This window comes from Methanoregula sp. (genome assembly GCF_003170075.1).
In the GTDB taxonomy this organism is placed as follows: Archaea; Halobacteriota; Methanomicrobia; order Methanomicrobiales; family Methanospirillaceae; genus Methanoregula.
Window position 1 is genome coordinate 1 of record NZ_PMZU01000012.1, and the last position, 11931, is coordinate 11931.

Consider the following 11931-nt stretch of genomic DNA (forward strand, 5'->3'; position numbering starts at 1 on the left):
TTATTAACATGGCCGCCCCATGTTCCCTTGCGGAGATATGCCTTGACTAAAAAGGAAATCTCCTCACTCTTCGACAAGATATCGCTGCGGGATTCGTGCTGTTTGTCCGCTAAAAAAACCGGGCTCATTGGGGAATGATCCCGGAAAACAGCAGGCAGGTAATGAGAATGAAACAACCACTGTATGATGGCAGCCGGAGGACAACGGTCAATACGCGGTATGACGAGTGTCTCTATCTCGCACCCCGTCCGGTCTCTGACACCCCGGAGGCAAAGGTAACAGGAAAAGATCTCTATATGCATGTAGCAGTCGATCAGGACAAGAGGATCACGTACTATCTCCATCTCTGGTCCAATAGCAGGACCGTCAAAGAAAAAATTATCCCGCTGTCTCCCTCAATGGCAGACCGGTTTTTAAGAGTCAGGGGTCTTGACTGCAACCTCTTCCCGAAAAACGATCCCGTGGCAAATCTCTATGCATGGGGATACGGGATCGCAGAAGAGTTCTGACCGCCACTGTATGCACATCCCTCTTCACTCTTTTTTTTTGATCTGTACCGCCAAACGAGATGGCACAGTGTAATACGGCAGTCAGATTCAGTGAGAATTCCTGGGAGATTATTGCGCACCGTATCCCTGAGAGAGCTTGTAGAGGATCGTTACCGAGAGACAGAACCCGATGATGGCAATGTAAACCCAGTTCTGGTTCTCATGCATCCATCCTGTGATCCACTGGATCCGGGCCAGGATCTTCCCGGTACGCGAAACTGCTGGTGGTTTTTTCTTTGACATGGCACATTTTCCGATTTGCAGATGTGCAGGATATCTGATCTGATTATCTCCTCAATAAAGAGATCCCGCGATGTTTATGAAATCCACACTGTGTTCCCGTTTTTATCCTAAAAATGCAAAAAAGAGGAGATAATTTTTGGGGAATCAGTCATTCCTCTTGATGATGACCTTGCCGATGCCATATGCAATCAGGCCAACAACGATAACGCCAATAATCGCCGAGGCATAATAACCCGGGGTCTGTTCCGGAAGGGTATCGCCCCCGCTTGGGAAATTATAATCGGGCAGCACTGGAGTCCAGAGCCCATTCAGCTGCTGGAGTCCGGCCGGCACATAGCCTACCGCCTGCTGGAGTTCGTCAGGGCCCCATTCCCCATAAGCCGTTCCGGTTGCGATCAATCCAATGGGTACGAGTGCCACAAGGACAATGAGGGCAATAACAAGAACTTTAAATGTCTTGTCCAGTTTGTTGAATGCATTCATAACATCCATTCCCATCACCTCACGCCGTTGCCCCTCCCGGGCTGGCCTCTTTTTTTGCATTCTTTTCAATTTCAGAATGGTTAAAGATGACCTCCGGGTTGTTTTTCGCAATATAGGCAAATGCCAGTCCGGTGACTATCGCTTCTACCCAGCAGAAGAAACCCAAATGATCAATCAGCATTGCCGGCACCGTGACATTGAGCCCGTAGGGCATGTAGAGCGGAACTCCTGCGGCCGTGTGTTCAAGAATCGGCTGGATGCCCATCTCAAAGCCGGCTACACCGGCAGCGATGCCCAATCCGAAATACCCGCCAATCGCAGCGGCAGCGATCCTCAGGTTTGAGGCGATCGGTGATTTCCCTGCGATGAGTTTATAGATGAAGTATCCCGTAAACGGGATAACCGTGGCCATGTTGAAACAGTTTGCCCCGAATGCGGTGACGCCGCCGTCACCAAAGACGAGGCACTGGATGAGAAGTGCGACTGATGTGCACACCACTGCCGCCCAGGGGCCAAGGATGATCGCGATCAGTGCGCTGCCAACCGCGTGCCCCGAACTGCCGCCGGGAACCGGCACGTTGAACATCATGATCACAAACGAGAATGCAGCACCCAGTGCCAGGTACGGCACCTGCCTGGACCGAAGATTTTTCTGTACCCAGTATCCGGCATAGAGCCAGATCGGAATCATAACGATGTACATGATGATGAAAGTTGTCGGTCCTAAGTATCCATCAGGTATATGCATAGCAACACCAGATCACTATAACTTTGTCGGGTTATAAAAAACTGTCTATTTCGTAGCACTAACTACTACCGAATTGTTTTTGTTTGCGAAATTTTCTCATAACTTTAGCGTATTCCACACTCTGGATGTGCAGGATGTAATCTGTTTTATTACATCTCAAAAAATCTACGGAACACCCGGGTGCGATTTTTTTAAGGGAAAACAAAACCACGCACCCTTGCATCCTGTGTGAACGGCGTTGATCTTCCCTTAAAAAAGAGGATTGCAAAAGAACCAAATTTACGATCGAACATGTGCCTTCCACAAGGCAGGGCATACTACGTCAATTCCCCGACTTTTCTTGCGTCCCCTCATTATCTATAAATAACCCTAACCCTCTTATCTACCACGTGAATCCTGCTTCGAGCGGGTTGGAGAATCCTCCATGAAAACAGGCTGTTTCTGTGTTGTGCATGTGCCATGAGATCGTTTGAATTACGGAAATTTGTGGCACCCGAACTGCTCTTTGGTAACGGAGCCCGTCATTATGCCGGACGGTATGTAAAAAACTTCGGGGCAAAAAACGTACTGCTCGTCACGGATGAGGGCATAAGAAAAACCGGTATGATCGAAGAGATCGGTGCCGATCTCACAGAATCCGGCGTCAGTTTTGAGATTTTTTCCGAGGTCATGCCCAATCCCCGGGCAGAAAATGTCATGCAGGGGGCAGAGATCTTCCGGCAGGCCGGATGTTCTGCACTCGTGGCCGTAGGCGGGGGATCGGTCATCGATTGTGCCAAGGGTATCGGCATTGTCTCTTCAAACAAACGGCCCATCACGGAGTTTGAAGGGGTGGATAAAGTGATCATACCACCTCCCCCCCTGATCTGCATCCCGACCACCGCCGGATCGAGTGCCGATGTTTCGCAGTTTGCCATCATCAACGACACGCAGAGGAAGGTAAAGATCGCGATCATCTCAAAGACACTGGTCCCCGATGTCGCGCTCATCGACCCCGAAACCCTCCTTACCCTGCCCCGGAAACTTACCGCATATACCGGTCTTGACGTACTCACTCACGCGATCGAGGCGTACGTGTCCAACGCCAGTTCTCCCTTAACCGATCTCCATGCTCTCGAAGCGATTCGTCTTGTCGAACGGAATCTTGAAAATGCGGTGGAGCACCCCCGGGATCTTTCCCTGCGGGGGGAGATGATGCTTGCAAGCCTGTATGCCGGTCTCGCGTTTTCCAATGCGAGCCTCGGGGCCGTACACGCGATGGCGCACAGCCTGGGGGGGTACCTCGACCTTCCCCATGGCGAGTGCAACGCCCTCTTACTGGAAACGGTTATCACCTATAATTATTCATCGGCACCGGACCGGTACAACAGTATCGGTGAAGCGATGGGCTGCCCCGTATACACCGTACCTCAAGAGGAGCGGGCCGGGATGATCTGTACAGAAATACACCGGCTCCGCACCGCCCTTGGTGTCGGGCAGACCCTCGGGGCTCTCGGGGTGAAAAAAGAGGTGATCCCGCTCCTTGCAGAACAGGCGATGCATGATGTCTGCATGGCGACCAACCCCAAGAATCCAATAAAAAGCGAGATCGAGGCACTCTATGAATCAGCCCTCTGAACAACCGGATGAGCGGGAACAACTGAGGGAACGGATCATCGGGATGGGGGAGACTTCGCTCCACAAAAGTTATTATCCTCTTCTCCAGGAGCGGCTTCTCGAACTCGAACGGTTCCGGGCCCTCATCGATGAAACCAACGATATGATCCTGATGGTACAGACCCCGGACAACCGGTGTGTGGATGCAAACCATTCCAGTTGTGCCCAGCTGGGGTACACCACCGCCCAGCTGTTCAGTATGGAACTATTCACTCTTCTTGCTCCCGAGAAACGCGAACAGTTCCGGAAGACATTCTCAAAGGCCGCTGTCAGCGGGACGCAGGAGAAGATCGAAACCACCCTTTGCACATCACAGGGAGCGGTGATCCCGGTTGAGCTCCTGATACGTTTTGTGACATTCGACAACCAGAGTTACGGCGTAATCGTTGCCCGGGATATCAGCGAACGGATCCGGTATGAGCGTGCGCTTGTTGCAACCCAGAAAAAGCTCAACCTGATTAACTCCCTGACCCGCATGGATATCAAAAGCAAGATCTTTATTGTGCGGGCATATCTCGAGGTGATCCGGCAGATCGCAAAGCACCCTGAAGAGATCTCGGTACTGGACAAACTCCAGAACACTACCGGTGAGATCCAGGGACAGATCGAATTAGCTGAAAATTACCAGAAACTCGGGGTCCAGACCCCCCGCTGGCAGAACTTTTCCCGGGTACTGCTCTATGCAATATCGCATCTCCCGCCTATCCCTATCAGACACATGACGAATATGGACCGGCTTGAGATCCTTTCCGATCCGCTGCTGGAAAAAGGGCTCACGCACCTGATGGAATACCTCTATACCCATGGGGGGATCACAGAACCGGTCCAGATCTCCCACGCAGAGACTCCAGGAGACCTCACGCTTATTCTGCAAAAATCAGGGACCGGTGTCCCTCCTGACCAGAAAGAGTCCCTGTTTGTCTGGGCCCCGGCAAAAACATCCTGCCCAAATCTCTTTTTTATCCGGGAGATCCTCGATATGACCGGTATTGTCATCGAGGAGACCGGTGACATGGAGACCACGCGTTTTGTGATCCGGGTTCCAAAAGGCGGGTACCGGAATCCCTGACAGTTTTTATCATGAAAATTCCGGCTGCTCCTTTTAACCTTCACGCCTGATTTTTTTTTGACCGCAGGGTTTTATTGTATCAGCACCAATAATTATTGTGCTGATTTCAGGAAATTTTTTTATTGATTTTTTAAAAGGAGGTTTCCTTTGACTGATACCTACGATGCATCCCACATCACGATACTCGAAGGGCTTACGCCAGTACGCGAGCGCCCTGCAATGTACATCGGGAGCACCGATACCCGGGGGCTCCATCATCTTGTGTACGAGGTCGTGGACAATTCCATCGATGAAGCGCTTGCCGGGTTCTGTACTTTAATCTCCGTTGTTATCAACGGCGACGGATCGCTGTCGGTTGAGGACAATGGCCGGGGTATCCCGGTCGATACGATGGAAAAGAACCATAAGAGTGCTCTCGAAGTGGTACTTACCGTCCTCCATGCTGGTGGCAAATTCGACAAGGCCACCTATCAGGTCTCGGGAGGTCTCCACGGGGTCGGTGTCTCGGTTGTAAACGCCCTTTCCTCGAACCTTACTGCCCGGGTCTACCGGAACGGCAATATCTACGAGATGCATTTTGCCCGGGGCATTCCCACCGGCCCCCTCATGCAGCGGGAAGAGACGCTCAACGAGGCGCTCGTACGGTACCAGCAGTGGTACGGCGCACCGGCGGCGTTTACCCGGGGCACCGTGCATGTAACTGTCCAGCAGAGCCTGTGCGGGCCCGCAGAACCTGTAGCACCAGTACCCCCCGCTGAATTGGCAGTGCCGGGAGAATCTGTAGTACCTGTGCCCCCTGCTGAACCGGCAGTGCCGGTAGATCCCGTCGTTATCGAAGCAGAGGACCGTACCCGTTTCTTTGCAGAGTTCGGCCAGAAACTTACGGGTACCAGGATTATCTTCCGGCCCGATGCGACCATATTCGAGACCGTTACGTTCGATTATGACACCCTTGCCACCCGGCTCCGCGAGCTGGCTTTCTTAAACGCCGGCCTCACCATCAGTATCACGGATGAACGTACCGGCACCCGCGCTTCTTATTGCACCGGCGGGCTCTCGGAGTTCGTGAAATACTTAAACGAAGGGACCGAGTGCCTCCACCCTGTCCCTATCGATATCACCCAGAAGGACCCCGAGAATAAGGTCGAGATCGAGGTTGCCCTCCAGTACACAACGGGATACGACGAGAAGGTGTATTCCTATGTCAACAGCGTCAACACCCGCGAGGGCGGCACCCACCTCGAAGGGTTCCGGAGCGCGATCACCCGGGCCATCAACACGGTCGCAAAACGCAATAACCTGATTAAAGAGAATGCGACGCTCACGCTCCGGGGCGAGGATGTCCGTGAGGGCATGACGTCGGTGATCTCGGTCAAGATGGCAAATCCCCAGTTCGAGGGCCAGACCAAGATGCGCCTTGGGAACAGCAATATCCGGGGTATCGTGGATTCGCTTGTCTATGCGGCGCTCAGCCAGTATTTTGACGAGAATCCGAAGGTGCTCGCCATCATCATCGAAAAAGCGCTCTCGGCAGCAAAGGCACGCGAGGCAGCGCGGAACGCCCGGGAACTCGCACGCCGCAAGAGTTCTCTGGAAAGCTCCGGCCTGCCCGGCAAGCTTGCCGACTGCTCGGAACGCGATCCCCAGAAAAGCGAGATCTATATCGTGGAAGGGGACTCTGCAGGTGGCAGCGCAAAACAGGGGCGGGACAGGAAGTTCCAGGCAATCCTCCCTCTGCGGGGTAAGATCCTCAACGTCGAAAAGGCCGGGGAACACCAGATCTTAAAGAATGCTGAAATCCAGACACTGCTCTCTGCCATCGGGACCGGGGTCGGCGATAAGTTCGATGTCGAACGGGCACGGTACCATCACATCGTCATCATGACCGATGCTGATGTGGATGGTGCGCACATCAGGACGCTGCTCTTGACCTTCTTCTACCGGTACATGCTCAAAATCATCGAGGCTGGTTACGTGTATATCGCCCAGCCGCCCCTGTTCCGGATCGCACGGGGAAAAGAGGAAAAATACGCGTTTACCGAAGAGGACATGAAAAAACTCTCTGCAGAAATGGGCGAGAAGGGAGTCTCCGTCCAGCGGTATAAGGGTCTGGGTGAAATGAACGCCCAGCAGCTCTGGGACACGACCATGAGTCCCGAGCACCGGATCTTCCGGCAGGTCAATATCGAGGATGCAATGGAGGCAAACGAGATCTTCAAGACGCTGATGGGAAAGGACGTGGACATACGAAAAGAGTTTATCATGCGCCACGCAAAAGAGGTGACCAACCTTGACATCTGAAGGCGACATGCCCCCCGCATCCGGTCCGCTCACCCACCGGGTCGAGCCGATCAGTATTGAAAAGGAGATGAAAGTCGCGTATATCAACTACGCGATGAGCGTCATTATCGGACGTGCAATCCCCGATGTCAGGGACGGCCTCAAGCCGGTCCACCGCCGGTCGCTCTTTGCGATGTGGGAGATGGGTAACACCAGCGACAAGCCCACCAAAAAGAGCGCAAGGGTTGTCGGTGAAGTGATGGGTAAGTTCCACCCTCACGGCGACTCCTCCATCTACGACACGATTGTCAAAATGGCCCAGCCCTTCTCTTACCGGCATATGCTTGTACAGGGACAGGGAAACTTTGGGTCAATCGATGGCGACTCTGCGGCAGCAAGCAGGTATACTGAAGTCAGGCTCACCCCCTTTGCCGAGGAGATGTTAAAGGACATCGAGAAGGAGACGGTCGACTTCGTCCCTAACTACGATGAATCCCTCAAGGAACCGACCGTGCTCCCCGCAAAAATACCGGAACTTCTCGTGAACGGCACGGATGGTATCGCGGTCGGTATGGCGACCAAGATGCCGCCCCACAACCTCCGCGAGGTCTGTTTAGCGGTCATAAAATACCTCGAAAACCCGGAGGTTCCCGTAGACGAACTCATGCGGGTCATGCCGGGTCCTGACTTCCCGACTGGTGGCATCATGATGGGCACCGACGGGATGAAAAATGCCTACATGACCGGGCAGGGCCGGGTCGTCGTCCGTGGTGTGGCGACGATCGAGGATTCCGACGGCGGCAACCGGGGCGACCGGATCATCGTCACCGAGCTCCCATATCAGGTAAACAAGGCCCAGTGGATTGAAGGCATTGCAAACATGGTAAAAGAGAAACGGCTTGATGGCATCTCCGATCTTCGCGACGAGTCCGATAAGGAGGGTATCCGGGTCGTCTTCGAGCTCCGGAAGGGTACAATGGCGCCGGTTATCTTAAACAACATCTACCGGCACACGGCGCTCGAATCCAGTTTCTCGGTGATCAACCTTGCAATCGTTGATGGCCAGCCCAAGGTGCTCACCCTGCATGGCCTCCTTTCCTCCTTTGTCCAGCACCGGATCGAAGTGATCCGGCGTCGTTCAGAGTTTGATCTCAAAAAGGCGCAGGAGAGAGTCCATATCCTCGAAGGGCTGCTCCTTGCGCTCGGACGGATCGATGAAGTGATTGCCGCGATCCGGGGGTCTGACACTGTTGAAAACGCCCGGCTCACGCTTATTTCACGGTTCGGGCTTGACGAGGTGCAGGCAAATGCGATCCTTCAGATGCAGCTGCGCCGTCTCGCGGCTCTTGAGCAGCAGAAAATCATCGATGAAAAGACCGGGCTTGTGGTAGAGATCCAACGGCTCACAACTCTTATCTCAAGCGAAACCACGATAAAAGACGAGATTTGGCGGGAGACTACCGATATTGCCGAGAAATTCGGAGATAAGAGGAGGACGCAGATCGCAAGCGCGACCGGCGACCTTACCACCGAAGACCTGATCGAGGACAAGACCGTGCTCGTCTCGATCACCACCGCCAACTACATCAAGCGCATGGACCTCGACACCTACCGCCAGCAGCGGCGTGGCGGCCGGGGTATCACCGGCATGACCACTAAAGAGGAGGACTTTGTTGATTCGGTCTTTGTTGCCGGCATGAAGGATTACCTGCTCTGCTTCACGAACCTCGGCAGGGTCTACTGGCTCAAGGTCTACGAGATACCCGAGAGTTCCCGTGTGGCAAAGGGTAAACCGATCGTGAACCTCCTGAACTTAAAAGAAGAGATCGTGACGGCCGTTATTCCGATCCGTGAGTTCCGCGAAGACCGGTTCCTCCTGTTCGCGACGAAACTGGGGCAGGTCATCAAGATCCCGCAGACCGAGTTTTCCTTTCCCCGGTCGATCGGCACGAATGCCATTAAACTCCGTGAGAACGACCAGCTGGTTGAGGTAATCTCGACGAACGGAACGAACGAGCTCGTGCTCACCACCCGGTTCGGCCGGAGCCTCCGGTTCCACGAGGAAACGGTGCGGACTGTCAGAAGGAGCGCATTTGGTGTGAGAGGCATGAAACTGCGTGGAGGGGATACCATCGTTGCGGTCACCCTGCTTGAAAAAGATCACCTGCTTACCATATCCGACGTCGGGTTCGGGAAACGGACTGAGTTTGACGAGTTCCGCGGGCACGGAAGGGGCACGATGGGAGTCAGGAATATCTCGCTCGAACGTGAAGCGGTTGTTATTATGTCATGTGCTGTTTCGGATACTGATGAGATCGTCGTGATGACTGCAGCAGGTGTCGTCATGCGGACCCGGGTAAGCGAGATACGGATCATCGGGCGTGGCACCAAAGGCGTCCGGATCATGCGCCTCGATGAGAAAGACAAAGTAATCGGTGTCGCTATCGTTCCGGAGTCTGATGTCGCAGACGTCGCTGAACCTGACACCCCGGTTGAGCCGTAACTTTTCTCTCTTTTTTTGGTTTCCTGAAATACCCGGATCAAAATCTTTTATGGGAGTCTATCCCAGGGGAGGTCTCCGGATTGATTGCTAGACGTTCTTAGGTCCTCACTGATCCGTCGATCCTGTCTGCAAAAACGGACACGGTACAATTAAGGAAATGCTGTCAGAAATCAGGATACTACTTATCACCGATCAGCAATTGCTGGTTGTCATGAACCCGCTAAAGGTGAAGATCTCAAAAGAACTATCTGCATACATGGGAAACGGGAAAATGTGATGCCGATGTTTCGGAAGATTATCCATGTCTCCACCAAACGTGAAGGCGAGATCCATAACCTGACTCCGGAGGTGATCGCAGCGGTCCATGAGAGCGCCATACGAGAGGGACTGGTACATCTTTTCGTGCAGCACTCGACCGCCGCGCTAACCACGATCGAGTACGAGCCCGGCGTTCTAGCGGATCTCGCCCGGGCACTCTCGGTGCTTGCGCCAGATGATACAGACTATGCCCATAACATGAAGTGGGGTGACGGCAACGGGCGTTCGCATGTCAAAGCGGCGCTTGTTGGCCCCTCCCTTGTGGTTCCTGTTGCAGGCGGGAATCTTTGCTGTGGGACATGGCAGCAGATCGTTCTTCTCGAACTGGATGTAAACGCGGGCCGGGAACGGACCGTAGTCTGCACTATTACCGGAGAATAGCACAGTGATACCAGCGCTATCTGCACGCGATAAATTCCGGATGATACAGGGTCACATTCAGGATTTGAGTGAGAGAAAAACCGGTATTATCCCAGCCATGCCGTGAATTTTTCGGGATCTCTGAACGTGATTTTATTCCCGTACGGTTCCCGTGATGAAAAGCGCCATCTCGTACGGAAAACTGGACAAAAATACCCACCTGCACCAGGAAAGAATAGATTGTCAACAATTGGCTTTGAGGACAAAAATGTTTGAAACTCTGATTCTCTCAACAGAGTGACTTGTAGGACATGTACAGTGCCGCAGCGACAAGGACATACCCGCAGAGCCGGAGCAATACAAAGGTGATCTCCGGGAAGAGCGTAAGGCCAAACAATGTGTTGAGATGCGACAGCCCGAACAGGCCGAACGCGATGCCGATCAGGAACGGATTCATATTATTGCTCTTCCGGAATGCTGCATATCCGAAGACGAAAATGATGATACACAGGACAAGATTGACGATGATAACAGGATCGGGAATAAAAGCCATTTTTACAGTGCACCCGGTCAATCAGTCTGTATGCTGCATAATAAATATATCTCCCTGATATGGCCCGACATCCCGGGTCTTCCACGCTGATCTCCACGGCATATGGACAACCTCTTATCCTTACCCATGCAACCGTTGATCCATGAGTACGATCCTCCGGCGTCAGATCCTCAGGAAATGCAACGGTATGGACATCCCCCTCGTGGGGTTTGCCCCGGCTGATCGTTGGAATGATCCCCCGTTTGAACCGTGGGTTCCTGAAGCATTCCGTCCTGCCTCTGTCTTTCCCGGGACAAAGACCGTAATCGTAATCGGGTTTCCGGTCAGCCTGCCAATCGTGGATACTGCCCCCTCTATCTGGTATCACGAACTGTACCGGACAGTCAATGCCGAGCTTGACTCCTGCGGTTATCGCATCGCGACATTCCTTACTGAGAAAGGCTACCCGTCGGTCTGGGTGCCCCGGGACGGGTACGGGTCGATTGGTGTCCTCAAGGAGAAACCGATTGCGTTCTTCTCCCACCGGCATGCGGCGTACTGTGCCGGCCTCGGGAACTTCGGGCTCAACAACATGCTCCTCACTCCGCAGTATGGCCCCCGGGTCAGGTTTACCTCGATCCTGACCACTGCCGAATTCCCTACAGACTGGGTGCTTGAAGAACCGCTCTGCACCCGGTGCCAGCGGTGTGTCAAGGTCTGCCCGGTCTCTGCCGTTCAGAAAGGTGGTTACCCGCGGGAACTTACTGACAAGACCGCCTGCGCTATCCGGTCGGAGGAACTGCTCCAGCGGTTTCTTTCCCCGTGCGGGTGCTGCATCAAGGTCTGTCCTGTCGGGAAGGACCGTGAACAGTACGGCCGGGTTGATGTAAAGATGTACGATGAAAAAAATCCGGATTTTAAACAGTACCGCAGCACCCGTGATCATGTGCGGTCATACGGGTCGCAGTAATTTTTTTTATTTGAAAATTGAGCCTTCCGCTCCCCTCATGATACGGACATTTTGCGACGTGCAGATCTATATTCTTTGATATCAGCCCAAATAAAGGAAAATAAAAATAATTGGAAATAAAAGAAGGCTTACTTGATCTTTTTCTCGAGCTTCTTGAGTTTCTTCTTGGCGTCTTTGCTACCCGCAGCCGCCTGCTTGGAGAGCTCTTCTGCCTTGGCCTT

Annotated in this window: 11 protein-coding genes; 7 read left to right on the forward strand and 4 right to left on the reverse strand. The window is 53.3% G+C overall.

The features are described 5' to 3' along the window. Positions 1 to 167: 167 nt before the first annotated feature. Positions 168 to 509: a hypothetical protein gene (locus QZN75_RS00835; protein WP_292423510.1), complete on the forward strand. Its 342-nt coding sequence runs from the start codon at positions 168 to 170 to the stop codon at positions 507 to 509. 108 nt (positions 510 to 617) lie between these two features. Here the strand turns inward: QZN75_RS00835 and QZN75_RS00840 are convergent, their stop codons facing one another. The 3 genes from QZN75_RS00840 to cbiM all read right to left on the reverse strand — a co-directional run bounded on the left by QZN75_RS00840 (position 618) and on the right by cbiM (position 2022). Beyond that, complete coding sequence (locus QZN75_RS00840) at positions 618 to 791, reverse strand: hypothetical protein (protein ID WP_292423513.1); 174 nt, start codon at positions 789 to 791, stop codon at positions 618 to 620. A 144-nt stretch (positions 792 to 935) separates the two neighbouring features. After that, positions 936 to 1283, reverse strand: coding sequence for a PDGLE domain-containing protein (locus tag QZN75_RS00845; RefSeq protein WP_292423514.1), 348 nt, complete (start codon positions 1281 to 1283; stop codon positions 936 to 938). A 10-nt stretch (positions 1284 to 1293) separates the two neighbouring features. Continuing rightward, positions 1294 to 2022, reverse strand: coding sequence for a cobalt transporter CbiM (gene cbiM, locus QZN75_RS00850; RefSeq protein ID WP_292423515.1), 729 nt, complete (start codon positions 2020 to 2022; stop codon positions 1294 to 1296). Positions 2023 to 2481: 459 nt separating this feature from the next. Here cbiM and ercA point away from each other — a divergent pair, with 459 nt between their 5' ends. The 5 genes from ercA (at position 2482) to QZN75_RS00875 (ending at position 10229) form a co-directional block, all read left to right on the forward strand. Further along, on the forward strand, positions 2482 to 3639 hold the full coding sequence (gene ercA, locus QZN75_RS00855; RefSeq protein WP_292423517.1) for an alcohol dehydrogenase-like regulatory protein ErcA: 1158 nt from the start codon (positions 2482 to 2484) through the stop codon (positions 3637 to 3639). After that, positions 3623 to 4747, forward strand: coding sequence for a PAS domain S-box protein (locus tag QZN75_RS00860; protein WP_292423520.1), 1125 nt, complete (start codon positions 3623 to 3625; stop codon positions 4745 to 4747). The genes ercA and QZN75_RS00860 overlap by 17 nt, the downstream gene beginning before the upstream one ends. 147 nt (positions 4748 to 4894) lie before the next feature. Continuing rightward, positions 4895 to 7048, forward strand: coding sequence for a DNA topoisomerase subunit B (locus QZN75_RS00865; RefSeq protein ID WP_292423522.1), 2154 nt, complete (start codon positions 4895 to 4897; stop codon positions 7046 to 7048). Further along, entirely contained in the window at positions 7038 to 9530 is a 2493-nt protein-coding gene (gyrA, locus tag QZN75_RS00870; protein WP_394339482.1) for a DNA gyrase subunit A, read from the forward strand. Before QZN75_RS00865 ends, gyrA begins: the two co-directional genes overlap by 11 nt. A gap of 282 nt (positions 9531 to 9812) precedes the next feature. Next, the gene (locus tag QZN75_RS00875; RefSeq protein ID WP_292423533.1) at positions 9813 to 10229 is read left to right on the forward strand and encodes a secondary thiamine-phosphate synthase enzyme YjbQ; all 417 of its coding nucleotides are present in this window, start codon (positions 9813 to 9815) and stop codon (positions 10227 to 10229) included. Between the two features lie 268 nt (positions 10230 to 10497). Here QZN75_RS00875 and QZN75_RS00880 read toward each other — a convergent pair whose 3' ends face one another. Beyond that, the gene (locus QZN75_RS00880; protein WP_292423525.1) at positions 10498 to 10761 is read right to left on the reverse strand and encodes a hypothetical protein; all 264 of its coding nucleotides are present in this window, start codon (positions 10759 to 10761) and stop codon (positions 10498 to 10500) included. A 142-nt stretch (positions 10762 to 10903) separates the two neighbouring features. On the opposite strand from QZN75_RS00880, the gene QZN75_RS00885 reads away from it, so the two are divergent. Next, a complete protein-coding gene (locus QZN75_RS00885) occupies positions 10904 to 11710 on the forward strand; it encodes a 4Fe-4S binding protein (RefSeq protein ID WP_292423528.1) in 807 nt (268 codons plus the stop codon). Positions 11711 to 11931: the final 221 nt, after the last annotated feature.

Bases quoted from the DNA above. Each gene is read 5' to 3' on its own strand.
- QZN75_RS00835 (WP_292423510.1), top strand. From the start codon at position 168: ATGAAACAACCACTGTATGATGGCAGCCGGAGGACAACGGTCAATACG.
- QZN75_RS00840 (WP_292423513.1), bottom strand. From the start codon at position 791: ATGTCAAAGAAAAAACCACCAGCAGTTTCGCGTACCGGGAAGATCCTG.
- QZN75_RS00845 (WP_292423514.1), bottom strand. From the start codon at position 1,283: ATGGATGTTATGAATGCATTCAACAAACTGGACAAGACATTTAAAGTT.
- cbiM (WP_292423515.1), bottom strand. From the start codon at position 2,022: ATGCATATACCTGATGGATACTTAGGACCGACAACTTTCATCATCATG.
- ercA (WP_292423517.1), top strand. From the start codon at position 2,482: ATGAGATCGTTTGAATTACGGAAATTTGTGGCACCCGAACTGCTCTTT.
- QZN75_RS00860 (WP_292423520.1), top strand. From the start codon at position 3,623: ATGAATCAGCCCTCTGAACAACCGGATGAGCGGGAACAACTGAGGGAA.
- QZN75_RS00875 (WP_292423533.1), top strand. From the start codon at position 9,813: ATGTTTCGGAAGATTATCCATGTCTCCACCAAACGTGAAGGCGAGATC.
- QZN75_RS00880 (WP_292423525.1), bottom strand. From the start codon at position 10,761: ATGGCTTTTATTCCCGATCCTGTTATCATCGTCAATCTTGTCCTGTGT.
- QZN75_RS00885 (WP_292423528.1), top strand. From the start codon at position 10,904: ATGAGTACGATCCTCCGGCGTCAGATCCTCAGGAAATGCAACGGTATG.